We start from the raw sequence: 21394 nt of genomic DNA on the forward strand, positions 1-21394 counted from the left end.
GGAGCGACATGAGCGATATCGAGCAGATTGCCACCCTCCACAAGGGCCAGGAGCTGCCCCTGCAGCGTGACGTGGAGGCGATCTCCATTCCCTTCGGCAAGACCGTGACCCTGCCGGAGGACAGCGTCGTGAACGTGATGCAGGCCAAGGGCAGCACGGTCAGCGTGGGCTTCGAGGGGCGTCTCTACCTGATCGAGGGGGCCAACCTGGATGCCCTGGGCCTCGAGGCACTGCCTCGGCCGACCCTGCCCGAGGATGCCTCGGAGGAGGAGATCGAGCAGTTCGTGTGGGACCAGCTGCGCACCTGCTTCGACCCCGAGATCCCGGTCAACATCGTCGACCTCGGGCTGGTCTATGGCTGTCGCATCGAGCGGCTGATCACCGGCGAGCGCATCGTCACCATCCGCATGACCCTGACCGCGCCCGGCTGCGGCATGGGCGACGTGATCGCCGCCGATGCCCGCAACAAGATCCTCGGTGCCCCGCAGATCAGCAAGGTCCATACCGAGATCGTCTTCGATCCCCCCTGGAGTCGTGAGATGATGAGCGACGAGGCCAAGCTGGAACTCGGGATGTTCTAGCGCCTGCTCCGGGGAGCGCGATGCACCGGCCATTCTGGAAGGTCTTCAAGGCGGTATTGATGTCGCTGGGAGCGCTTGCGCTCCTGGCGACATTGCTGTTCGCGCTGGCCAACTTCTATGTGCTGGGCCGCACCCAGGGGAAGATCGAGGACGAGTTGTCGCAGTGCGGCAGCGAGCCCGTGGGCATCGTCTTCGGGACCTCCCACTGGACGCGCAGCGGGACGCGCAATCCGCACTTCGAGGGGCGCATGGGCGCCGCCGCCCACCTGATCCATCTCGGGCGGGTCGACCACCTGCTGATCTCCGGCGACAACAGCACCCGCTACTACAACGAGCCGGTGACCATGTGGCGAGACCTGCGGGGGCGAGACGTGCGCGACGAGGACATGACCCTGGACTATGCCGGCTTCAGCACCTTCGACACCCTGGCCAGGGCGCGTGATGTCTTTGGCGTGGAGCGGGCGCTGCTGGTCACCCAGGCATGGCACCTGCCGCGGGCGCTGTTCATCGGCGAGGCGCTGGGGCTCGAGGTGAGGGGCTGCGCGGCGCCCGAACGCGCCGTGACCGGGCTCTGGCGGCTCAAGCTTCGCGAATGGGTGGCGCGAGTGGCCACCCTGGGGGATCTCTACTTGTGGGAGCGCGAACCGCACTTCCTGGGGCCGCTCGAACCCTTGCAGATCATGCCCCGGGAACGTGACCGTCTGCTGCTCCCGCCGGGGGTGCTCAACGCTTCTGACGCTGCTTCTGGAGACGATACAGCTCGCGGATCAGCGCCCGACAGCCCTTCCAGCACTCCTCGATGACCGGCTCCATCGGCTCGGGCAGGGGGTGGGTGAACAGCGTCGAGAGCGCCTGCATCAGCACCCGCTCCTGTTCCAGCAACTCGCCGATCACCACCTGGCTCTCATTGCCGACGAAGCTCTTCAGCCGGCTCCACAGCCACATGTAGTCGTCGCGCTCGACATCGGCATCGCGGGGCAGCAGGTTGAGATGCTTGCGTGACAGCTCCTGGAGCTCGTGCATCGACTTCGCCCGCGCCTCGTAGTGGGGCTTCAGGCTGTCGCGCAGCGAGGGACGCAGGCGCTCCAGATTGTCCTGAAAGTAGTCGATGCTGTCGGCCATCGCCTCGAGGGCACTGTCCATCGCCACCTGGCGATTGTCGAGAAACATGAGCGGTCACCTCCTCCGGTGACGCAGATTGTGGGGCTGTCGCCTCCCATTTGCCACCCCCGGGGATCAATAAATTGCCGCTTCCCCGTTAGCCTTTGGGCTGAGAATTCAGCCCTTGGGGCGGGGTGGGACCTTGTGTCGCGGGGCGGCATTCTTCTCCAGGTGCTCGATGATCAGCCCGGCAATGTCCTTGCCGGTGGCCGTCTCGATACCCTGCAACCCTGGCGAGGAGTTGACCTCCATGATCACCGGGCCGTGGTTCGAGCGCAGCAGGTCGACGCCGGCTACCCGCAGCCCCATGGCCTTGGCGGCACGGATCGCCGTGGAGCGCTCCTCCGGGGTGATGCGTATCACGCTGGCGCTGCCGCCGCGATGCAGGTTGGAACGGAACTCGCCCTCGGCGGCCTGGCGCTTCATCGAGGCCACGACCTTGTCGCCGATCACCAGGCAGCGGATATCGGCGCCCTTCGCCTCCTTGATGTACTCCTGCACCATGATGTTGGCCTTCATGCCCATGAAGGCCTGGATCACGCTCTCGGCGGCCTGGTTGGTCTCGGCCAGCACCACGCCGATGCCCTGGGTGCCCTCCAGCAGCTTGATGACCAGCGGGGCGCCCCTGACCATGGTGATCAGGTCGGGAATGTCGTCCGGGGAGTGGGCGAAGCCGGTGATCGGCAGCCCGAGCCCCTTGCGCGACAGCAACTGCAGCGAGCGCAGCTTGTCGCGGGAGCGGGTGATCGAGACGTTGTCGTTGATCACATAGGTGCCCATCATCTCGAACTGGCGCAGTACCGCACAGCCGTAGAAGGTGATCGAGGAGCCGATGCGCGGGATCACCGCGTCGAAGGGCTCGAGCTCCTTGCCCTTGTAGTGGATCGAGGGGTGGTGCGAGGCGATGCTCATGTAGCAGCGCAGGGTATCGACCACTCGTGCGGTGTGGCCGCGCAGTTCGGCCGCCTCGATCAGGCGCCGCGTGGAGTAGAGGTTGCGATTGCGGGACAGCAGCGCGATATGCATTCGGGACTCCAGGGTCGATGGCCGGGAAGGGTCAGGGTTCGCCATGCAGGAAAGCCACGCCGGGCGCCACCAGCAGGCGGCGCAGGGCCCGGCGGCCCAGCAGCATGGGGTGGCGCATGTCGCGGCGGTCGGTCAGGCTCAGCTCCACGGGGAACGCCAGGCTGCCCAGTTGCATCGTCGTGCGGATCACGTAGCGCCATTCGGCCTGGCCGTTGGAACTGGTCACCCGCCGGCGGTCATGCAGGTGCATGCGGTGGACGTGGGCCGGCGTGCCGGGGCCGCCGCTGCGGGTCGTGAAGCCGACCCAGAGATGGCCGTCCTCCTCGTAGGACTCGATGTCCTCGGCATGCAGCGCCGAGGTCCTGGCGCCGGTATCGGCCTTGGCGCAGAGCGTCAGGTGCAATTCCGGCAGGGTGACCATCTCGCGGCGGCCGATCACCGCCTTGGGCGTGTAGGGCAGTTCTTTCATCATCTCGCTCCCAGGTCTCTGCACTCAGCGTGACAGGCCGGCCAGGCGGCGGCCGATGGCGGAGTCCGGCCCGGCCTCGCGCAGCGTCATCAGCAGCGGCAGGCGCAGTCGCGGGATCAGCGCCAGGTCACGGGCCACCGCCATGAAGTCGGCCCCGGAGGTCTCGGCCAGGCGGGCGAGGAAGCGGGGCAGGCGCTCGGCATCCTCCAGGTGGTGCCAGCCGCGCCCGGCGATCGCCGCCAGCAGGTCGGGGCCGCAGGCGTCGGGATCATCAAGCAGCACGTCGAACCAGGCGCCGGCCAGCTCGCGCGAGGCGCCGCCCATGGCGCGCACGCAGGCGCAGAAGGCCTCGATGTCCCCGTCGCGGCCCGCCGCCTCGCCGCGACGGCGCAGGGCGAGGGCCAGGTCGTCGGCAATCGCCACATGCTCCAGACAGTAGCACAGCGAGGTCAGCACCTCGCCGGGCAGGGTGTCGAGGCGAGCCGCCAGCGTCCGGCTCGAGGCCGCATCCAGGCGTACCGCGAAATCAGCCAGGCCCTGCAGGCCCAGGGCTCGCCAGTCGATCGCCTGCTGCCCGGTCAGGTAGGCCTCGACCGGCTCGAAGTGCTGGCTGGCGGGGAGGCCCGCGTCCAGGCTGGCACGCGCATGCAGCACGGCCTGGAAGGGCAGCGCGGGGCTGAAAGCCAGGGGGTTGTCCTTCATCAGGTTGTCGATCCCGGCACTCTCCGTGCGCCCCAGGCCCTGCACGCTGTGGCCGAGGGTCTCCAGCAGGCGCTGCACGAAGGCATCCCGCGGGGCCGGGTCGAGATGGCCCTGCTCGTCCAGCGGCAGGGCCAGGAACCAGATCAGCGGGTCCTCCAGGTCGCCCAGGCGAAAGACCATGGCCAGGCGTGCCGTGCCCTGCCAGGGAGCCGGCCAGGCCAGGTCGCCGGCCTCGAAGGCGGCCAGGGTGTCGAGCGAGCAGGGCTCGACCCGGCGGCCCAGGTGGTAGAGCCTCACCTCGGCACCGCTGCGCAGGAAGAAGTCGTGAAGGCTGTGGATCGGTTGCATGCTCTCTCCGGGTCAGGAACCGTGCACTCTACCGCGGTGTCGGGGTGCTGTCAGCCGCCCGTGGGGGGGCTCGTCGCGATCCGCCGTTGGTCAGTTGTTGACCAGTCTGCGCCATGGCCCATGGGAAGCGGCCAGGCGAGATCTTTCCAGTGTTTATCCACAGGCCCGTTCAGGATATCTGTGCACTGTGCACAAGATGGCTGGCCGGGCAGTGGAGGCCTCGCGGGGTGGCCAGCGGCGGGGCCGAACGGGGATAATGGCCCCACATGCACCGACGAGACTGCCCATGACCGTTCACGACGAACTCGGCACCGCCCTGCGCGAGCTCGAGGCCACCATGAAGGCCGCCAGCCTGTGGCGCATGGAGCGACCCGAGCCGGACGCCTTCCGCAGCGTCCAGCCGTTCTGTATCGACACCATGACGCTGCCCCAGTGGCTGCGCTTCGTGTTCATCGTGCGCCTGGAAGCCCTGGTCGAGTCGCGCTCGCCGATGCCGGCGACCTGCGACGTCGCCCCCGCGGTGGACGCCTGGCTGCAGCAGGAGGGCGCGCGGGCCAGCGACCGGCTGCTGATGTGCAAGGTGGTCGAGGAGATCGACCGCCTGGTCACCGAGAACTGATTCCGCCGGAAGCCTGATATGCCCTACTACTTTGCCTATGGCAGCAACATGAACCCCGCCCGGGTCGCGGCCCGCATCGGCCCTACCCGCCGGGTGCTGGCCGGCGTGCTGCAGGACCATGCGTTGCGCTTCGACAAGGCGTCCCGGGTGGCGGGCATCGCCCACGCCAACGTGGTGCCCCGGCCGGGCGAGCGCGTGGAGGGGGCGCTGTTCGAGCTCGAACACGCCGGGCAGATCCGGTGCATGGACCCCTTCGAGGGCTATCCCCGGGAGTACGACCGTCACCGCTTGCCGGTCGTGACTCGCGACGGGGCCATCGACGCCTGGGTCTATATCGCCGCGCCGGGCACCACCGCCGAGGCGCTGCGCCCGGCGCGGGAGTATCTCGAGCACCTGCTGGCCGGAGAGCCCTTCCTCAGTGCCGCCTACCATGCGCGCCTCTCGGCGGTGGAGGCGGTCGCCGGGCTCGACGAAACGACCCTGGCGGAGCTGGGGCTCTCGCGCCACTCGTCCCGCTAGCCGATTGTCGGCGCCGAACGCAACGAGGCCCGCCGAATGGCGGGCCTCGTCGTGTCGGGCGGCGATCAGAAGCGGAAGCTGAGGCCCGCCATCACCACCACCGGATCGATCTCGACCTTGCCTACTTCCTGACCAGCCACCGTCACATCCGTGTCGATATCCAAGTACCAAGCGGCGGCGTTGAGCGCCCAGTTGTCGTCGATCAGCAGGTCGACGCCCAGCTGGCCGGCCGCGCCCCAGGAGTCGTCGAACTCAACCGGCAGCCCAATATTCAACTCCTCGTTGGAAAAGCGGGTGTAGTTGACGCCGACGCCGGCATAGGGCTGAACACGGGCGTCGGTGCCGCCCAGCGGGTAGTACTGCAGGGTCAGGGTCGGCGGCAGATGATCTGTGGACCCACCGGTCACGCCCTCAACCTGGAAACCGTGGTCGAAGGGCTCGGCGGCCAGCAGTTCGACGCCCAGCTTGTCGGTAAAGCGATAGCCCAGGGTAAAGGCAAAGGCGCTATCGTCTTCGACATTGACGTCGTATGTAGAGAGGCCAGGACCGACAGAGGAAAGATCCAGGCTTCCGTTGTCACTCTTGGGCTTGACCTTGGCCACGCCCACGCGGGTGAAGAAGTCGCCGGCGCCGTAGGCGAAGGCCTGGCTGCTGGTGATGAAGGCGGCCGACGCGATGCCGGCGGCGAGCAGGGTGGGAAGGGCGGTCTTGCGCATGGGTCGACTCCTGGTTACGAGGGTGCGGCCTCTTGCCGCAATGGAACATGCGGGCAGTCTACCGCGAGCGCGCCGGGACATTATTGATCCAGCGCAAGGGTTGGTTGTCATTGCCATGAAGGGACTGACAGCAGGGCGCCGGATCATGGGCCCCGAGTCTCCCCACATGGCGGCGGTTTTCTCGCTCAGAAGTGGTAGGTCACGCCGCCCCCGACGGTCACCGGGTCGACCTCGGCCTCGCCGATCTGTGCGCCCCCCGACTCGATGTCGGCGCTGACGTCGGCATAGTTGGCGAAGCCGTTGAGCCTCAGGTTGCGGGTCACGGCGAGGTCGACGCCGAGCTGGCCGACGGCGCCATAGGAGCTCTCGACATCGACGCCGCCGGGCTCACCGGAGAAGCGGGTGTAGTTGACGCCCACCCCGGCATAGGGCTGGACGGGGGAGTCGAGGCCGCCCAGCGGATAGTAGTTGGCCATCAGGTTGACGGGCATGCGATCGACGCTGCCTGCCGATGCGCCGTCCAGGGTCAGGCCATGCTCGAACTCCTCGCTGCCGTTGAGCTCGACGCCGAGCCTGTCGGTGAACAGGTAGCCGAGCCCATAGGTGAGGCCGCGCTCGCCCTCGACGGTCAGCTCGCTGCTGCCGAGGTTGCCGTTGTCGGAGCCCTCGGGTTCCGTCTTGGCGATGCCGCCACGGACGAAGATGTCGCCGGCGCCATAGGCCAGCGCCGCCTGGCTGGCGAAGGTGCAGCCGGCGGCGATGGCGATGGCGGGGATCAGTCGTGTCGTGCGCATGGGATGATTCCTCCCTTTCCTGGTGTCCCGTGCCTGACGCCCCGAAAGGAGCGCAGCGCCGGATGATCTATTTAGGTTCCGATTATAAAAACGGTGTTTATACAAGTCTTGTAAAAAATTGTCATGACCTCGATAGCCTATGAGGCCCGATATCATCGGCATTATCCTGTCCCCGTTGGGCGACGGGGCGTCTCCGTCATGTAATGTCTGTACAAGAAAATACCGCCATCTGGCGCCGGAGCTCGCATCCTAGCCGTGGATCGTCTTGACTGGGGGCAGGCGACAAGGAGAGCCGAGATGGAGACCAAGACACGTCGACGCCTGCCCGGCGTGACCCTGGGGGCGATGCTGCTGGCGGCGGCGCTAGCGCTGTGGCTGCTGTGGCAGCCCGCCCTGATCAGCACGCTGCCCATGGCCTTGCGCCTGCCACTGATCGGGCTGGGGGTCTGGGCGCTGGGCGCGGCCTTCATGGCACCGATGGGGCTGGAGGTGCAACAGTTCTGGCTGAGGCGGATGACTACGCCCCCCTGGAGCCTGGTGGCGCTCGGCGCCTTCGCCCTGGTGCTGCTGGTGCGGGCGGTCATGGCCTGATCCGCTGCAGCGGGCAGTGCGCCGCTTTTGGGAAGACGTGCCACCCGGAAACAAGGAAAGCCGCCCGAGGGCGGCTTTCCTGCGTGTGCGCCAGCCAGTCACGGACCGCGATGCCTGACACCCCCGATAACAGCAAGGGCTCCCGGAGGAGCCCTTTAGCTTGAGTGCGTTAGACGCGTTCTCGCGCTCTGTTAGCGACTGATCTGCTGGTACTCACCGGCGTCGGCAGTCACGCTGCTCACCACCAGGATGGCGATGAAGGCAGCGATGAAGCCAGGAATGATCTCGTACACGCCGGGACCTCCCATGAACGAGCCGTTCCAGCCCAGCGAGATCCAGAGCATGACGGTGACGGCACCCACCACCATGCCCGCGAGGGCGCCAGCGCCGTTGGTGCGCGACCACATCAGCGACAGGATGATCAGCGGGCCGAACGCCGCACCGAAGCCGGCCCAGGCGTTACTGACCAGCCCCAGAACCTGAGAGGTCGGATCGGACGCAATGACGGCGGCAACCAGACCCACCACAACGACGCTGGTCCGGCCAACGGCGACGACCTCCTTCTCCGTCGCCTCCTTGCGCAGGAACAGGCGGTAGAAGTCCTCGGTCAGTGAGGAGGACGACACCAGAAGCTGGCTGGATATGGTACTCATGATCGCAGCAAGCAGTGCCGCATAGAGGAAGCCGGTGATCAGCGGATGGAACAGCAGATCCGCCAGGATGATGAAGATCGTTTCCGGGTCCTGGACATCCATGCCATTGCGGACCGCATAGGCCCGGCCGAACACACCCAGAGAGATCGCGCCGACCAGGGAGATGAACATCCAGCTCATGCCGATGTTACGGGCAATGGGAACATCCTTCTGAGACCGGATGGCCATGAAGCGCACGATGATGTGCGGCTGCCCGAAGTACCCCAGCCCCCAGGTCACGGCAGACAGCCAGCCGACAATGGTCAGTCCCTCCGTCCACGACAGAAGCGTAGGATCGACCTCATTCAGGGTCTGGGAGGCCTGGGAGAAACCGCCGCCACCCTCGCCAAAGAGCACCACTGCCGGCATGATCACCAGGGCCAGCATCATGATGCAGCCCTGCACGAAGTCCGTCATGCTCACGGCCAGGAAGCCGCCAACCACCGTGTACACAAGCACCACGCCCAGGGTGATGACGACGCCCGACGCGTAGTCGCTCATGCCACCAATGTTGAGAACGCCGGCAAACGCGCTTTCGAACAGCTTGCCTCCTGCCACCAGGCCTGAGGCCGTGTAGACCGCGAAGAAGATCACGATGACGATAGCGGATACCGTTCTCAGCGGAATGGCCTGAGTCGGGAACCGGTTTCCCAGGAATTCCGGAATGGTGATCGCATCATTATAGTGAAGGGTCTGCTCGCGAAGGCGAGGTGCGACCAGCGTCCAGTTGAAGAACGCACCCACGAGCAGGCCGATACCGATCCAGGCAGACCCCAGGCCCGATACGAACATCGCCCCGGGGAGGCCCAGCAGCAACCAACCGCTCATGTCCGAAGCGCCGGCCGACAGGGCCGCCACTTGTGGACTGAGCTGTCGGCCACCCAGCATGTAATCCTCAGAGGTGGACGTGGACTTGCGCATGGCATAAAAGCCGATGGCGATCATGAGCGCAAAGTAAGCGAAGAGACTGATCCAAACGCCAGTAGCCATAGAGACTTCTCCCGTTTATTGGGCCGGATGTAGCTCCGACATCTTGTTGGTAGGCATGCCGGCCAGAACACTGGTGGCGAGCACCACGACCGGGCCCGGCGCTAGCGTGAGGCCATTGGTGGCATTGTTTTCCATCATGAGGGGGTTCCTTCAGTTTCTTGTTGATGATGAGTGAGGTTCACTCGTCTCCCAGCGCAAGCAGTGACGCATTGCCACCCAGGGCGGCGGTGTTCACGGTCACTGTCTTCTCGGTGGCGAATCGCAGCAGGTAGTGCGGCCCGCCGGCCTTGGGTCCGGTGCCGGAGAGCCCCTGGCCGCCGAATGGCTGAACGCCGACCACGGCACCGATGATATTGCGGTTGACGTAGACATTGCCAACACGCACCTTCCGGGCGATCTCCTCGGCGAAGGATTCGTTGCGGCTGTGCACGCCGAAGGTCAGGCCATAGCCTCGCCCGTTGATGGCGTCGACCACCCGGTCGATCTCGCTGGCCTTGTAGCGCACGATGTGCAGTACAGGGCCGAACTGCTCGCGCTCCAGCGCCTCGATGCCGTCGATCTCGAAGGCCACCGGCGCGACGAAGGTGCCGTCGGCGGTCTGTGCCGGGTCGAGCCGTGTCTCGGCCACCAGGCGACCCTCGCCCTTGAGCCTGTCGATATGGGCGGTGAGTCCCCGGCGGGCGTCCTCGTCGATCACCGGGCCCACGTCGGTCCCCAGATCGCGGGGATCGCCGACCTGCAGCTCGTCCATGGCGCCCTTGAGGATCTCGATGACCCGGTCGGCCACGTCCTCCTGGAGGTAGAGCACCCGCAAGGCCGAGCAGCGCTGGCCGGCACTCTGGAAGGCCGAACGCACCGCGTCCACCACCACCTGCTCGGGCAGGGCGGTGGAATCGACGATCATGGCGTTCATGCCACCGGTCTCGGCGACCAGCGTGGGCAGCGGGGCATTGTCGCGCGCGGCCAGGGCGCGGTTGATGATCTGGGCGGTGTCGGTGCCACCGGTGAACACGACCCCGGTGATGCGCGGGTCGCTGGTCAGCACGCTGCCCACGGTGGGGCCGTCGCCGGGAAGCAGCTGCACCACGTCGCGGGGCATGCCGGCCTCGTAGAGCAGCTCGATCACCCGATGGGCGATCAGCGAGGTCTGCTCGGCGGGCTTGGCGAGCACGGTGTTGCCGGCCACGGCGGCGGCGACCAGCTGGCCGCAGAAGATCGCCACCGGGAAGTTCCAGGGGCTGATGGCGGCGAACACCCCCTTGCCACCCATCATCAGGTCGTTGGATTCGCCGGTCGGCCCGGGCAGGCGCGTCGGCTCGGCGAAGAGTTCCTCGGCCTTCATGGCGTAGTAGCGGCAGAAGTCCACCGCCTCGCGCACCTCGTCGATGCCGTCGGTGAGCAGCTTGCCGCCCTCCCGGGAGCAGAGCGTCATCAGCTCGGCCATGTGCGCTTCCATCAGGTCGCCGAGGCGGCGGACGATGGCGGCGCGCTCGGCCACCGGCGTCGCCTCCCAGCGGGGGAAGGCCGACCAGGCGGCGTCGAGGGCCTTGCCGGCCTGCTCCCGGGTGGTCCACTGGACGGTTCCGACCTGGCGGCGGCGGTCGTAGGGGCAGGTGACCTCATGGGTATTGGTCGGGTCGCCCTTCACCTCGAAGGCCAGCAGGGGGCCGGCCTGCCAGGTCTTGTCCATGGTCTTCGCCATGGCGTCCATCAGCGGCTGGTACTGGCTGCGGATGTTGAGGTCGAAGCCACGGGAGTTGCGACGCGCGGGGCCATAGATGTCGGCCGGGAGCGGGATCTGCGGGTTCGCGAAGCTGCCGTACTGGCGCAGGGTGTCCACCGGGTGCACGCAGAGCGACTCCACCGGCACCTTGGGATCCACCAGCTGGTGCACGAAGGAGGAGTTGGCGCCGTTCTCCAGCAGGCGTCGCACCAGGTAGGGCAACAGGTCCTTGTGAGCCCCCACCGGCGCATAGATGCGGCAGTAGGTGCCTTGGGGGGCGCGCTTGATGGCGGCATCATAGAGCGCCTCGCCCATGCCATGCAGGCGCTGGAACTCGAAGGCCCGGGTGGCCTCGTTGGCCTGCTCGAGGATGGTGCTGATGGTATGGGCGTTGTGGGTGGCGAACTGCGGGAAGATGCGCCCGCGGGTCGCGTCGGAGAGCAGGAAGCGGGCGCAGACCAGGTAGGCGACGTCGGTGGAGGCCTTGCGGGTGAAGACCGGGTAGCCATCGACGCCGAGCTGCTGGGACTCCTTGATCTCGGTGTCCCAGTAGGCGCCCTTGACCAGGCGCAGCGGGATCTCGTCGCCCTGGGACTCGGCCAGGCGGTTGATGTAGTGCAGCACCGGCAGGGCGCGCTTGGAGTAGGCCTGGACCACCAGGCCGAAGTGGCCCCAGCCCTTGCAGGTCTCGCTCTCGTAGACGGCGCGGAACACCTCCAGGGAGATCTCCAGGCGGTCGACCTCCTCGGCATCGATGGTCACCGCGACGTCACGCTCGCGGGCCAGGGCGGCGAGTTCGCGCACGCTGCTGACCAGCTCGCGCAGCACCTGCTCGCGGCGGCCAAACTCGTAGCGCGGGTGCAGGGCCGAGAGCTTGATGGAGATCGAGGGCGAAGGGGTCTTCGACGACAGCCCCTTGCTGGTCTTGCCGACCTGCTCGATGGCGCGGGCATAGTCGTCGAAATAGCGCCGGGCATCGGCCCGGGTGCGGGCGGCCTCGCCGAGCATGTCGTAGGAGTAGGTGTAACCCTTGTCGAACAGCGGCTTCGACCGCTTCAGCGCCTCGTCGATGTCACGGCCGAGCACGAACTGCTTGCCCATGATCTTCATGGCCTCGAGCATGGCGCGGCGGATCACCGGTTCGCCCATGCGGTTGACCATCTTGTTGATGAAGTTCGATGGCCTGCCCTCGCGGGGCTTGTCCATGGTCACCACGCGCCCCGTCATCAGCAGGCCCCAGGTGGAGGCGTTGACCATCCAGGACTCGCTCTTGCCGACGTGGGCCTTCCAGTCGGCCGGGCCGAGCTTGTCCTCGATCAGGGCATCGGCGGTGGCCTTGTCGGGAATGCGCAACATGGCCTCGGCCAGGCACATCAGCATCAGCCCCTCGTGGGTGTCCAGGCTGTACTGCTGAAGCAGCTCGTCGATGGTGTCGACGGCGGTGTCCATCTCGCGGACCTCGCGCACCAGTTCGGCGGTCTTGCCGGCGATGCGCCGGAAGTCCTCGCTGTTGGCATCGAGGACCTTGACCAGTTCGCCGACGAAGGCATTTTCGTCGACCACGTAGTGGTCACTGATGCGCGCGAAGAGGGTGTCGAGTTCCTGTCGCCAGGTGGTGGCGTCGAGCATGGTGTGGGCGTTGAGCATTCAGGTCCCCCGGTTGTAACCCGTCGTCAGAGGGCAGGACCCGGCCGCTGCGGCGATGCGTCGCAGGCGGGCGCGGGGCATCCGTTGAGGGTAGGGCGGCACGCGGTCTCTTGCTTGTCGAATTCCTGGCCCGATTTTACGATTCCACGGTTTTTGGCCGCAGAAGGGTTGAATTTTCGACCTTGGTCTAACGGCATGGGGCGGACGAGGCGAGCCGTTGGCCCCCGTCGCGGCGCAGCTGGCTGGGGGGATGACCGAAGGCCTGGCGGCAGGCCCGCGACAGGGCACTCTGACTGGTGAAGCCGGTCAGGGCGGCGATCTCTGAGAGCGGCAGATGGCTCTGCTGCAGCATCTGCCTGGCGCAGTCCAGTCGGCGGCGCATCACGTACTGCCAGGGGGAGAGCCCCGTGCGCTGACGGAAGCGTTCGCTGAAGTGCGCCTCGCTCAGACAGGCCTCGGCGGCCAGGTCAGCCACGCGCAGGCGGCTGCTCAGGTGGCGGTCGATGAAGCGGTCGAGGGCGGCCAGGTCGAGTGCGCGGCCCGGTGCCGGCGGCTCGGCGGCAAGGCGGGCATGCAGGGAGCCCAACAGGGTGCCGGCCAGACGCTCGTTGTGGGTGGGGTCGATGGTCGCCTGGCGAGAGAGCAGGCTCAGCTCATGGAGCAGGAAGTCCAGGTAGTGGCGCAGCGAGGTGTCGAGCGCGAAGAAGCGCGGAGCATCGAATAGCCGAACCAGTTCGTGGTGATGTCCGGTGACCGAGAAGGCATCGCTGGGCAGGTCGAGGATCAGCTGGCGGTTGTCACCGGTCCCGGCGTAGTAATGCATATGGTTGGCCGGCACGATGCATCCCGAGAAGGCCGAGATGGAGCCTCCCAACCCCTCGATCTCGAATTCCGCCTCGCCGCGCAGGCCGATCACGATCTGGTGGAAATCGTGGGCATGGTGATGGATCGCGGTATCGAGCGGGATCTGGCGGATGGCACTGGTCATGGACGGCCTCCGGCTGGGCATGTCAGGGACATGACACCACAGTCTACCGGATGGTTCTTCAACGCTGGGCTCAGTCCTGGCGGCGCTGCAGCGAGGTATGCGCCGCCAGGTGGTCGCGCAGGGCCGCGAGCTCCTCCTGGCCGGTGGCGTCGAGCAGCGGCTTCCCGCGCGTCACGCGGCCATGGCGCCCGTGCTCGTCCATCAAGCGCTGGGCGCGGCGTCGGATCCCGTCCAGGTAGTCGTCATGGCGGATCGGATAGCCGATGATGGCGTTCCATTCGGTCTCGCCGACGCGACTCTCCAGTGCCTTGTCGAACAGTTCCAGCAGGTGCTCGGGCTCGGTGCGGTAGCGCGGGGTGCCGGAGAGCATCAGCAGGGCAATCATGCCGCCGAAGATGACCAGGCAGACGACGAGGACCAGCAGGAACAGGGCCATGATTCGCGACTCCGGATGGCCGGGCCCGGTCGCTGCCGGGCCCGGGGGTGCGCGGGATGTCAGGACATCGGAATGTCGAGGATCTGGCGGGCCTGCTGCCAGGTGGCGACAGGTCGGCCGTGCTGCTCGCACATCTCGGCGACGCGCTGGACAAGGGCCGCATTGGAGGGGGCCAGGGTGTCCTTGTCAAGACGCACGTTGTCTTCCAGCCCCGTACGGGTATGGCCACCGGCGGCGATCGACCACTCGTTGAGGGTCTTCTGGTAAGCGCCGATGCCGGCACCGCACCACGGGGAGCCAGGCGCCAGGCTGCCGGTGATCGCCACGCAGATGATGCAGGGGTTGCTCATGGGATCTGTCCTCAATAGCGTTGACCAGAGGGCGGGCCGCTCGATGGCCCGACGGCAGGCTGCTGCCTGGTCTCGTTATCCGTTACCGTCACCCGCCGCTCGCGGGGGGCGGGCGAGTATCAGGGCGCAGGTCTTGAGCCTACCACGCTCGTGTTCGAGGCATTCGGCGCCATGTCCGATGGGGTGGCAGGCATGCCTTGCGTGATGGCGTCCGGTCGGTAGGGGCCCCGTGACGCTGACGACAGCAAATCCAATGACTTATGGCCACCTTTGAGGCATGCGCGAAGGTGAGGGGATAAGGTCGGTACGGGAAGGGGAGGGCCTGGAGCGGGTGAAGGGAATCGAACCCTCGTCTTAAGCTTGGGAAGCTTCTGCTCTACCATTGAGCTACACCCGCGAGGCGATTTCGATAGTAAAACCAATCGGTTAGCCTTTGCAAGCCGTCCCCGGACTTTTTTGTTCCCTTCTCGCTAAGTCCCTGTTTTTCTCTGTCTTACCGCAAGTATTAGACGCTCACCCGCCCGGAGAGCGTCCCGGCAGCGATATTTTTTTTCTGCCTGACGAACTTTTCTCCGTGACGCTGTCTGAATGGGCGTAGGCAGCAACGCGATAGCAGTCGCTAACACTGTTGCCTCGGCTTGCACTTTCGATCTTGCCGCCCCATGCCTCATGGGGCGGCTTTTCTTTGTCGGGACACTGTACACGACGACACCCGGCGCCAGGCCGGGTGTCGAGAGGCGGGCAGGAAGGGTCAGGCGTGGCGCATGCGCAGCAGTGCGCTGAGCACGTCGCGGCGGGTGACGATGCCCACCAGTCGGTTCTGTTCGACCACCGGGTAGACCTTGGGCTTGGCGCCGAGCATCTCCTGGGCCAGGTCGGTGATACTCTTGTTGGGCGGCACCGAGAGCACTTCGTTGCGCATCAGTTCCCGAACCAGCGGCGGCTCATCGTTGAGGTAGGAGCTTTCCAGCACCTTGCCCATCACATCCTGCTCGGAGATGAAGCCGATCAGGTGGTCCCGCTCGTCGACCACGGGTACCCCGGGCAGGCGATGCAGCGCCAGGCCTTCGGCCAGGGTGGAGACCGAGGTCTTGCCGGTGACCCGGTAGCAGTCGCGGGACATGATCTCGCGCACGGTGGTGGGGGCCTTGTTGGGCATGGCGTGTCTCCTTGTGCCGGACAGTAATGGCCTGGGCTGCAGCCAGCGTTCTCGATGCCAGGCACGGGCCGCAGCCGTGTCTCGTTTCCAGCATAGCCGAATCGCGGGACTCTCCGGTACGCGCACCGCCAACGTTTCTCCACGCTGGCCGGGGCCTTCGGCCAGCGGTCAGGAACCCGGCCTCGGTTCCCGGCTCCAATGTGACACACTCTGGAACACGGGCCGGCCGCGGTGCCGGCGTGTCACCATCAAGGGAGTTACCTCATGGATGCTCGGGAGTACATGGCCAGAAAGGGGCTGGACGGTGAGCGAGACCAGGAGCGGCCCAACACCCTGGAAGAGAAGGCCTGGTCGCGGGCCCGGGAAGCCGGGGAACACCGTCCCCGCGCTGGGACTCCTTTCGACTGGGAGGAGTGGGAGCGCTACCACGAGACGCTGGCCGAAGGGGCCGACGCTCTCGACCAGAAGATCGACCACGAGGCCCATCGCCGGGCGCTCGAGCACGAGTCCAACGAGGCCGTTCAGCACTTCACCCCGGCGGCGGGTGACCGGGTCAGGGTCGACCGGACATCGGAATCGCCCGCCCGTGACGCGGGGCAGGCACCGGCCGCCGAGCCGCGGCTTGCCCTGCATGTTCTGGCGGTACTGCTGCCGCCGCTGGCGGTCGGTCTCTCGCGGGGGGGTGGGGGGCGTGTCGTGGCCAGCCTGGCGCTGACCCTGCTGGGTTGGCTGCCCGGCGTCGTGCATGCGCTCTGGTGGCTGCGCCACTCTCCGCGCTGACGGGGCGGATCACGCTGCTGTGCTTTGCTCGGCGCGCCTGACGGGTATAATCCGCGTCAACCCACTTTCCTGCAGGAGTTGACCTTGGGCCTTCTCGTCGGTGTCACCGTCCTCTGGGCATTCTCGTTCTCGCTGATCGGCGTCTACCTGGCCGGCCAGGTGGACAGCTACTTCGCGGTCCTGATGCGGATCGGCCTGGCGGCGCTGGTCTTCCTGCCGTTCCTGCGCCCCTCGCTGCTGCGCGGCCGCCAGCGGTTCGCCCTGATGGGGCTGGGGGCGGTGCAGCTGGGTGTGATGTATATCTTCTTCTACCAGTCCTTCCTGCTGCTCTCGGTGCCGGAGGTGCTGCTGTTCACCATCTTCACGCCGATCTATATCGCCCTGCTCGACGATGCCCTCTTCGGGCGCTTCACGCCCTTCTATCTGGTGACCGCGTCGCTGGCCGTGCTGGGCGCGGCCGTGATCCGCTACCAGGGACTCGACAGCGGCTTCTGGACGGGCTTCCTGGTGGTCCAGGGGGCCAACCTCTGCTTTGCCCTGGGGCAGGTAGGCTATCGGCGCCTGTCCGCAGGCCTGCCCGCCTCGTTGCCCCGGCACAGCGTATTCGGATGGTTCTACCTCGGCGCCCTGGCGGTGGCCGTGCCCGCCTTCGCGCTGCTGGGCAATGCCGCCGGCCTGCCCACCACCGGGGTCCAGTGGGGCGTGCTGCTGTGGCTGGGACTGGTGGCCTCGGGCCTCGGCTACTTCCTGTGGAATCTGGGCGCCACCCGGGTCGATGCCGGTGCCCTGGCGATCATGAACAATGCCCTGATTCCCGCGGGCCTCCTGGTCAACCTGGTGATCTGGAGCCGCGATGCCGACCTCGTGCGGCTGGGACTGGGCGGTGCCATCATCGTCGGCTCGCTGGCGCTCAACGAGTGGTGGCTGAGGCGCCGCAGCTTCAAGGCAGCCTGACCGCGTTTGCCCGCCTCGTGGCCAGTCGCCATAATGAGCGGCCGCGAAGCGAGAGGCCTGTGCATGCCAACCTTCAAGAACATCGGCCTGATCGGCCGCCTGGGCAGTGCCAAGGTGGTCGACACCCTCAAGCGACTGATGCGCTTCCTCGACGCCGGTAGCTACCATGTCATCATCGAGGACAGGACCGCCACGGTCCTGCTTGATCATGGCCATCCCGAGGCCAGTCGACGCCTGTTGGGCGAGCTCTGCGACCTGGTGATCGTGGTCGGTGGCGATGGCAGCCTGCTCGGCGCCGCCCGGACCCTCTGCCACAGCGGCACCCTGGTGCTGGGGGTCAACCGCGGTCGCCTGGGCTTTCTCACCGACATCTCGCCCGATGAGATCGAGGCGCGCGTCGGCGAAGTCCTCGAGGGCCGCTATGAGCTCGAGGAGCGCTTCCTGCTGGATGCCGAGCTCTATCGGGGCGACATTCAGGTCGGCAACGGCGATGCCCTGAACGAGGTCGTGCTGCATCCCGGCAAGGCGGTGCGCATGATCGAGTTCGAGCTGTTCATCGACGACCAGTTCGTCTATAGCCAGCGCAGCGACGGACTGATCATCGCCACGCCCACCGGCTCCACGGCCTATGCGCTCTCGGGCGGCGGACCGATCATGCACCCCAAGCTCGATGTCATCACCCTGGTGCCGATGTTCCCGCATACCCTCTCGAGCCGCCCCATCGTCATCGACGCCGCCAGCGAGATCCGCATCCATATCGGCGAGACCAACCAGACCTACCCGCATATCAGCTGCGATGGCCAGACCCGCGCGGTGGCCAAGCCCGACGATGTGCTGGTGATCCGTCGCAAGCCGCGGCGGGTGCAGCTGGTGCATCCGCTGGGCCACAACTTCTACGATGTCCTGCGCAGCAAGCTGGGCTGGAGCAATCGCCTGGGGGACTGAGGTGAGGAGAGCGACGTGAGCATGCAAGGCGGCCTCGAAGGCTACGACCTGATCGGTGATGTCCACGGCTGCGGTGCGACCCTGGGCTCCCTGCTCGAGCGTCTCGGCTACCACCAGCGTGGCGGCGTCTATCGCCATCCGCGCCGCAAGGTGATCTTCCTCGGCGATCTGATCGACCGGGGGCCGCGCATCCGCCTGGCGGTCAGCATCGCCCGACGGATGGTGGAGGAGGGCGAGGCCCACATCGTCATGGGCAACCACGAGTATAATGCCCTGGCCTACTGCCATCGCGCCCCCGGCAGCCTGGGGCGCGAGTGGCTGCGCGAGCATACGCCGCGCCATAATCGAATCATCCAGGAAACCCTGCAGCAGTACCGCGACCATCCCCAGGAGTGGGAGGAGGCGCTGGCCTGGTTCCTGGACATCCCGCTGTGCCTGGAGCTCGACGGCCTGCGGGTGGTGCATGCCTGCTGGGACCAGCCGCTCGTAGAGGCGCTGCGCCGCGAGCATCCCGACGGACGCATCGACGAGGATTTCCTGGCCGCCTCGGTGGTGCCCGGGACCCTGGAGTTTCGTATCCTCGACCGCCTGACGCGGGGCATCCATGTGCCCCTGCCAGAGGGCGTGGAGATCCAGTCGGGCGACGGCTTCACCCGGCGCAGCTTCCGTGCCCACTTCTGGGCCCGGCAGCCGCAGACCTGGGGGGACGTCATCTTCCAGCCGGACAACCTGCCCGATGATCTGGAGCGTCGCGAGCTCACCGATGAGGAGCGCTCGCGCCTCAGCTACTATGGGCCCGAGCAGCCACCGCTGTTCATCGGCCACTACTGGTGCGAGGGTATCCCGGCCCTGCCCGCCGCCAACATTGCCTGCCTGGACTACAGTGCGGTCAAGTTCGGTCGCCTGGTGGCCTACCGCTGGAGCGGTGAGCCGACGCTCGATGCCAACCACTTCGTATGGATCCGCGTGCCTCGTGAGGAGCAGGTCCGGCCGCAGCCCTGGGAGATCGATTTCGATTGATACAATTCGTTACGAGAAAGTCGTGTCATCGGGCTGAACTCTCGCCCACCCACGCCATCAGAATAGGTGTTCCCTTGAATGATCCCTTGCTCTTGTCCGGCGGCCCCCTCCGCCGGACTTTTTCTTTGCGTGGCCTGCACGCGCCGTCACGCCGGGCTCGTCAACCGTTGGAGAGGCCATGTATCGGGTAATCCTGCTGCCCCACGATGTCGACACCCGTGAGCTGCGGCGCGCCCTCTGGGCCCATCGCATCGGGCATCGATTTACCGAGGAGAGCGAGGGGCAGGTGCTTTGGCTGGTCGACCCCGAGCAGCACGACGCGATGCTCAGACTGATCGAGCGCTGGCGGCAGGGTGAACCGCTGATGCCCGAGCGAACGCCGGCCGCAAGGCGTTCACCCGGCGAGCTGCTCGGCCCCTTTCGTCAGGTGCCGGTGACGTCCTTCGCGCTGGCGCTGTGCCTGGTGGTCTTCGCCGCCATGGGGGGGCTCGGCGACCGCGTGGTCGCGGCGCTGACCATCGTGCCGGTGGTCGTGACCAATGGCGGCCTGGCCTTCGGCAACCTCGGCGAGGCGCTCGCCTCGGGCCAGGTATGGCGGCTGTTGTCACCGGCCTTCCTGCACTTCGGCTGGATGCACCTGATCTTCAACATGCTGTGGCTCTGGTACTTCGGTCGCCAGGTGGAGGCGCTGCAGGGCAGCACGCGGATGCTGACGCTGCTGCTCGTTGCCGGCATCGGCGCCAACCTCGCCCAGTACGCCACCGGGACCGTGCTGTTCGGCGGCATGTCCGGCGTCGACTTCGCGCTGTTGGCCTATGTCTGGCTGATGTCGCGGCGTGCGCCGCGCAGCGGCTTCTTCGTACCCCAGATGCTGGTGGTCTTCATGCTCGGCTGGCTGGTCTTCGCGATGACCGACATGGCGGCCACGGTGGGGTTCGGCAACGTGGCCAACGAGGCGCACCTGGGCGGGCTGGTCGTGGGCCTGGCGCTGGGCTGGTATCATTCCGGCCGTGCCCGCCGTCAATCCTGAGAGAACCCGTCATGAGCGAGATGTCCTTCGATCGCATGATCCAGCAGATGACCCCGTCCATCTACGAGAGCCTCAAGCGGGCCGTGTCACTGCGCAAGTGGCCGGATGGCCGGATGCTGACGGCCGAGCAGACCGAGCTCTGCCTCGAGGCGGTGATGCGCTATGAGGTGGAGAACCAGGTGCCCGATGAGCAGCGGGTCGGCTACCTGCAGCGTCGCACCTGCGGCAGCGCCAGCGGCGGGACCGACGTGCCCCCCGAACGGGCCGGCCTGGCCCGGGATGCCAGCCGTGACTGAGTCGATCGAGGCCGCCAAGGCGCTGCAGGGCTGCCTGAGCAAGATGGCCGTCGAGCCGGGCTCCCCGGCCCACTACGTGCTGCGGGCCGGCGAGGCCCGTCTCGACCTCAACGCCTGCCTCGGCAAGCCCCTGCGGCTGGAGTGGACCGGCGCCATCGCCTGCACCCATTGCGGCAGGGCCACCAGGAAGAGCTTCGCCCAGGGCTACTGCTACCCGTGCTTCAAGCGCCTCGCCCAGTGCGACACCTGCATCATGAAGCCGGAGCTCTGCCACTTCTTCGAAGGCACCTGCCGCGAGCCCGACTGGGCCGAGCGCCACTGCTTCCAGCCCCACGTGGTCTACCTGGCCAACGCCTCCGGCCTCAAGGTAGGCATCACTCGCGCCAGCCAGATGCCGACGCGCTGGCTCGACCAGGGCGCCGTGCAGGCCCTGCCGATCCTGGAGGTGGATACCCGCCAGCAGTCGGGGTTCGTGGAGGTGCTGTTCAAGGAGGAGGTCTCGGATCGCACCAACTGGCGCGCCATGCTCAAGGGCGACACCCTGGCCCTTGACCTGGCGGCCGAGCGGGACCGCCTGCTGGCGCGGCTGGAGGCTGGCCTGGCCAACCTGCGCGAACGCTTCGGGGCGGACGCCATCCGCCTCCTCGACGAGGCGCCGCTGAGCTTCGACTATCCGGTGCTGGAGTTCCCCGCCAAGGTGGTCTCCCACAACCTGGACAAGCAGCCCGTGGTGGCCGGCACCCTGCTGGGCATCAAGGGCCAGTACCTGATCCTCGACAGCGGCGTGATCAACCTGCGCAAGTTCACCGGGTACGAGGTCAAGGTCTCTGCCTGATCGTTGGGCTATCCTGCGGGCAG

The 21394-nt window shown here is 66.8% G+C and carries 25 protein-coding genes and 1 tRNA gene; 12 read left to right on the forward strand and 14 right to left on the reverse strand.

All coding sequences use genetic code 11. The features are described 5' to 3' along the window. The first annotated feature begins 8 nt into the window (after positions 1-8). Together sufT and QLQ83_RS00845 are read left to right on the forward strand one after the other, a co-directional pair. Positions 9-581, forward strand: coding sequence for a putative Fe-S cluster assembly protein SufT (gene sufT, locus QLQ83_RS00840; RefSeq protein WP_282733689.1), 573 nt, complete (start codon positions 9-11; stop codon positions 579-581). 20 nt (positions 582-601) lie between these two features. Further along, positions 602-1384: a SanA/YdcF family protein gene (locus tag QLQ83_RS00845; RefSeq protein WP_282733690.1), complete on the forward strand. Its 783-nt coding sequence runs from the start codon at positions 602-604 to the stop codon at positions 1382-1384. Here QLQ83_RS00845 and QLQ83_RS00850 read toward each other — a convergent pair. The 4 genes from QLQ83_RS00850 to QLQ83_RS00865 all read right to left on the reverse strand — a co-directional run bounded on the left by QLQ83_RS00850 (position 1305) and on the right by QLQ83_RS00865 (position 4287). Next, positions 1305-1751, reverse strand: coding sequence for a hypothetical protein (locus QLQ83_RS00850; RefSeq protein ID WP_282733691.1), 447 nt, complete (start codon positions 1749-1751; stop codon positions 1305-1307). The genes QLQ83_RS00845 and QLQ83_RS00850 overlap by 80 nt on opposite strands. A gap of 108 nt (positions 1752-1859) precedes the next feature. Continuing rightward, the gene (rimK, locus tag QLQ83_RS00855) at positions 1860-2768 is read right to left on the reverse strand and encodes a 30S ribosomal protein S6--L-glutamate ligase (RefSeq protein WP_282733692.1); all 909 of its coding nucleotides are present in this window, start codon (positions 2766-2768) and stop codon (positions 1860-1862) included. A 31-nt stretch (positions 2769-2799) separates the two neighbouring features. Continuing rightward, positions 2800-3237: an ATP-dependent zinc protease family protein gene (locus QLQ83_RS00860; RefSeq protein WP_282733693.1), complete on the reverse strand. Its 438-nt coding sequence runs from the start codon at positions 3235-3237 to the stop codon at positions 2800-2802. 24 nt (positions 3238-3261) lie between these two features. Continuing rightward, positions 3262-4287, reverse strand: a complete 1026-nt coding sequence (locus tag QLQ83_RS00865; RefSeq protein ID WP_282733694.1) for a DUF3549 family protein — start codon at positions 4285-4287, stop codon at positions 3262-3264. 286 nt (positions 4288-4573) lie between these two features. Here QLQ83_RS00865 and QLQ83_RS00870 point away from each other — a divergent pair, with 286 nt between their 5' ends. Both QLQ83_RS00870 and QLQ83_RS00875 read left to right on the forward strand, forming a co-directional pair. Next, positions 4574-4906 carry a YqcC family protein gene (locus QLQ83_RS00870; RefSeq protein WP_282733695.1) on the forward strand — a complete coding sequence of 111 codons (333 nt, stop codon included), beginning with the start codon at positions 4574-4576 and terminating at the stop codon, positions 4904-4906. A gap of 18 nt (positions 4907-4924) precedes the next feature. After that, complete coding sequence (locus tag QLQ83_RS00875; RefSeq protein WP_282733696.1) at positions 4925-5425, forward strand: gamma-glutamylcyclotransferase family protein; 501 nt, start codon at positions 4925-4927, stop codon at positions 5423-5425. 65 nt (positions 5426-5490) lie between these two features. Here QLQ83_RS00875 and QLQ83_RS00880 read toward each other — a convergent pair whose 3' ends face one another. Further along, positions 5491-6141 carry an OmpW/AlkL family protein gene (locus tag QLQ83_RS00880; RefSeq protein ID WP_282733697.1) on the reverse strand — a complete coding sequence of 217 codons (651 nt, stop codon included), beginning with the start codon at positions 6139-6141 and terminating at the stop codon, positions 5491-5493. A gap of 185 nt (positions 6142-6326) precedes the next feature. Next, positions 6327-6935 carry an OmpW/AlkL family protein gene (locus QLQ83_RS00885; protein ID WP_282733698.1) on the reverse strand — a complete coding sequence of 203 codons (609 nt, stop codon included), beginning with the start codon at positions 6933-6935 and terminating at the stop codon, positions 6327-6329. 297 nt (positions 6936-7232) lie between these two features. Between QLQ83_RS00885 and QLQ83_RS00890 the strand changes: the two genes are divergently transcribed. Next, positions 7233-7526 carry a hypothetical protein gene (locus QLQ83_RS00890; RefSeq protein WP_282733699.1) on the forward strand — a complete coding sequence of 98 codons (294 nt, stop codon included), beginning with the start codon at positions 7233-7235 and terminating at the stop codon, positions 7524-7526. Positions 7527-7717: 191 nt separating this feature from the next. On the opposite strand, the gene putP is transcribed toward QLQ83_RS00890, so the two are convergent. The 8 genes from putP to QLQ83_RS00930 all read right to left on the reverse strand — a co-directional run bounded on the left by putP (position 7718) and on the right by QLQ83_RS00930 (position 15511). Then, on the reverse strand, positions 7718-9208 hold the full coding sequence (putP, locus tag QLQ83_RS00895) for a sodium/proline symporter PutP (RefSeq protein WP_282733700.1): 1491 nt from the start codon (positions 9206-9208) through the stop codon (positions 7718-7720). Positions 9209-9223: 15 nt separating this feature from the next. Beyond that, on the reverse strand, positions 9224-9346 hold the full coding sequence (locus tag QLQ83_RS00900) for a hypothetical protein (RefSeq protein WP_282733701.1): 123 nt from the start codon (positions 9344-9346) through the stop codon (positions 9224-9226). A gap of 40 nt (positions 9347-9386) precedes the next feature. Continuing rightward, positions 9387-12578 (reverse strand): bifunctional proline dehydrogenase/L-glutamate gamma-semialdehyde dehydrogenase PutA, encoded by a 3192-nt coding sequence (putA, locus tag QLQ83_RS00905; RefSeq protein WP_282733702.1) that lies wholly within the window; start codon positions 12576-12578, stop codon positions 9387-9389. 187 nt (positions 12579-12765) lie between these two features. Further along, positions 12766-13566, reverse strand: coding sequence for an AraC family transcriptional regulator (locus QLQ83_RS00910; RefSeq protein ID WP_282733703.1), 801 nt, complete (start codon positions 13564-13566; stop codon positions 12766-12768). A 70-nt stretch (positions 13567-13636) separates the two neighbouring features. Next, positions 13637-14002, reverse strand: a complete 366-nt coding sequence (locus QLQ83_RS00915) for a hypothetical protein (protein ID WP_282733704.1) — start codon at positions 14000-14002, stop codon at positions 13637-13639. 59 nt (positions 14003-14061) lie between these two features. Beyond that, the gene (locus QLQ83_RS00920; RefSeq protein WP_282733705.1) at positions 14062-14352 is read right to left on the reverse strand and encodes a 3-keto-5-aminohexanoate cleavage protein; all 291 of its coding nucleotides are present in this window, start codon (positions 14350-14352) and stop codon (positions 14062-14064) included. A 323-nt stretch (positions 14353-14675) separates the two neighbouring features. Further along, positions 14676-14749: transfer RNA gene (locus tag QLQ83_RS00925), tRNA-Gly, on the reverse strand. Between the two features lie 354 nt (positions 14750-15103). After that, positions 15104-15511, reverse strand: a complete 408-nt coding sequence (locus QLQ83_RS00930) for a CBS domain-containing protein (RefSeq protein WP_282733706.1) — start codon at positions 15509-15511, stop codon at positions 15104-15106. Positions 15512-15775: 264 nt separating this feature from the next. On the opposite strand from QLQ83_RS00930, the gene QLQ83_RS00935 reads away from it, so the two are divergent. From QLQ83_RS00935 to QLQ83_RS00965, 7 genes are all read left to right on the forward strand, one after another. Beyond that, complete coding sequence (locus QLQ83_RS00935; protein ID WP_282733707.1) at positions 15776-16291, forward strand: YqaE/Pmp3 family membrane protein; 516 nt, start codon at positions 15776-15778, stop codon at positions 16289-16291. 84 nt (positions 16292-16375) lie between these two features. Continuing rightward, positions 16376-17245 carry a DMT family transporter gene (locus QLQ83_RS00940; RefSeq protein ID WP_282733708.1) on the forward strand — a complete coding sequence of 290 codons (870 nt, stop codon included), beginning with the start codon at positions 16376-16378 and terminating at the stop codon, positions 17243-17245. Positions 17246-17308: 63 nt separating this feature from the next. Next, the gene (locus QLQ83_RS00945; RefSeq protein ID WP_282733709.1) at positions 17309-18190 is read left to right on the forward strand and encodes an NAD(+) kinase; all 882 of its coding nucleotides are present in this window, start codon (positions 17309-17311) and stop codon (positions 18188-18190) included. A 21-nt stretch (positions 18191-18211) separates the two neighbouring features. Continuing rightward, complete coding sequence (locus QLQ83_RS00950; protein WP_282733812.1) at positions 18212-19210, forward strand: metallophosphoesterase; 999 nt, start codon at positions 18212-18214, stop codon at positions 19208-19210. Between the two features lie 178 nt (positions 19211-19388). Then, complete coding sequence (locus QLQ83_RS00955; protein ID WP_282733710.1) at positions 19389-20240, forward strand: rhomboid family intramembrane serine protease; 852 nt, start codon at positions 19389-19391, stop codon at positions 20238-20240. A gap of 11 nt (positions 20241-20251) precedes the next feature. Next, positions 20252-20536, forward strand: coding sequence for a YeaC family protein (locus tag QLQ83_RS00960; RefSeq protein WP_282733711.1), 285 nt, complete (start codon positions 20252-20254; stop codon positions 20534-20536). Further along, a complete protein-coding gene (locus QLQ83_RS00965) occupies positions 20520-21371 on the forward strand; it encodes a DUF2797 domain-containing protein (protein WP_282733712.1) in 852 nt (283 codons plus the stop codon). Before QLQ83_RS00960 ends, QLQ83_RS00965 begins: the two co-directional genes overlap by 17 nt. Positions 21372-21394: the final 23 nt, after the last annotated feature.

It is taken from the genome of Halomonas rhizosphaerae (assembly GCF_030010555.1).
Lineage (GTDB): Bacteria > Pseudomonadota > Gammaproteobacteria > Pseudomonadales > Halomonadaceae > Halomonas > Halomonas rhizosphaerae.

Bases quoted from the DNA above. Each gene is read 5' to 3' on its own strand.
- sufT (WP_282733689.1), top strand. From the start codon at position 9: ATGAGCGATATCGAGCAGATTGCCACCCTCCACAAGGGCCAGGAGCTG.
- QLQ83_RS00845 (WP_282733690.1), top strand. From the start codon at position 602: ATGCACCGGCCATTCTGGAAGGTCTTCAAGGCGGTATTGATGTCGCTG.
- QLQ83_RS00850 (WP_282733691.1), bottom strand. From the start codon at position 1,751: ATGTTTCTCGACAATCGCCAGGTGGCGATGGACAGTGCCCTCGAGGCG.
- rimK (WP_282733692.1), bottom strand. From the start codon at position 2,768: ATGCATATCGCGCTGCTGTCCCGCAATCGCAACCTCTACTCCACGCGG.
- QLQ83_RS00860 (WP_282733693.1), bottom strand. From the start codon at position 3,237: ATGAAAGAACTGCCCTACACGCCCAAGGCGGTGATCGGCCGCCGCGAG.
- QLQ83_RS00865 (WP_282733694.1), bottom strand. From the start codon at position 4,287: ATGCAACCGATCCACAGCCTTCACGACTTCTTCCTGCGCAGCGGTGCC.
- QLQ83_RS00870 (WP_282733695.1), top strand. From the start codon at position 4,574: ATGACCGTTCACGACGAACTCGGCACCGCCCTGCGCGAGCTCGAGGCC.
- QLQ83_RS00875 (WP_282733696.1), top strand. From the start codon at position 4,925: ATGCCCTACTACTTTGCCTATGGCAGCAACATGAACCCCGCCCGGGTC.
- QLQ83_RS00880 (WP_282733697.1), bottom strand. From the start codon at position 6,141: ATGCGCAAGACCGCCCTTCCCACCCTGCTCGCCGCCGGCATCGCGTCG.
- QLQ83_RS00885 (WP_282733698.1), bottom strand. From the start codon at position 6,935: ATGCGCACGACACGACTGATCCCCGCCATCGCCATCGCCGCCGGCTGC.
- QLQ83_RS00890 (WP_282733699.1), top strand. From the start codon at position 7,233: ATGGAGACCAAGACACGTCGACGCCTGCCCGGCGTGACCCTGGGGGCG.
- putP (WP_282733700.1), bottom strand. From the start codon at position 9,208: ATGGCTACTGGCGTTTGGATCAGTCTCTTCGCTTACTTTGCGCTCATG.
- QLQ83_RS00900 (WP_282733701.1), bottom strand. From the start codon at position 9,346: ATGATGGAAAACAATGCCACCAATGGCCTCACGCTAGCGCCGGGCCCG.
- putA (WP_282733702.1), bottom strand. From the start codon at position 12,578: ATGCTCAACGCCCACACCATGCTCGACGCCACCACCTGGCGACAGGAA.
- QLQ83_RS00910 (WP_282733703.1), bottom strand. From the start codon at position 13,566: ATGACCAGTGCCATCCGCCAGATCCCGCTCGATACCGCGATCCATCAC.
- QLQ83_RS00915 (WP_282733704.1), bottom strand. From the start codon at position 14,002: ATGGCCCTGTTCCTGCTGGTCCTCGTCGTCTGCCTGGTCATCTTCGGC.
- QLQ83_RS00920 (WP_282733705.1), bottom strand. From the start codon at position 14,352: ATGAGCAACCCCTGCATCATCTGCGTGGCGATCACCGGCAGCCTGGCG.
- QLQ83_RS00930 (WP_282733706.1), bottom strand. From the start codon at position 15,511: ATGCCCAACAAGGCCCCCACCACCGTGCGCGAGATCATGTCCCGCGAC.
- QLQ83_RS00935 (WP_282733707.1), top strand. From the start codon at position 15,776: ATGGATGCTCGGGAGTACATGGCCAGAAAGGGGCTGGACGGTGAGCGA.
- QLQ83_RS00945 (WP_282733709.1), top strand. From the start codon at position 17,309: ATGCCAACCTTCAAGAACATCGGCCTGATCGGCCGCCTGGGCAGTGCC.
- QLQ83_RS00950 (WP_282733812.1), top strand. From the start codon at position 18,212: ATGCAAGGCGGCCTCGAAGGCTACGACCTGATCGGTGATGTCCACGGC.
- QLQ83_RS00955 (WP_282733710.1), top strand. From the start codon at position 19,389: ATGTATCGGGTAATCCTGCTGCCCCACGATGTCGACACCCGTGAGCTG.
- QLQ83_RS00960 (WP_282733711.1), top strand. From the start codon at position 20,252: ATGAGCGAGATGTCCTTCGATCGCATGATCCAGCAGATGACCCCGTCC.
- QLQ83_RS00965 (WP_282733712.1), top strand. From the start codon at position 20,520: ATGCCAGCCGTGACTGAGTCGATCGAGGCCGCCAAGGCGCTGCAGGGC.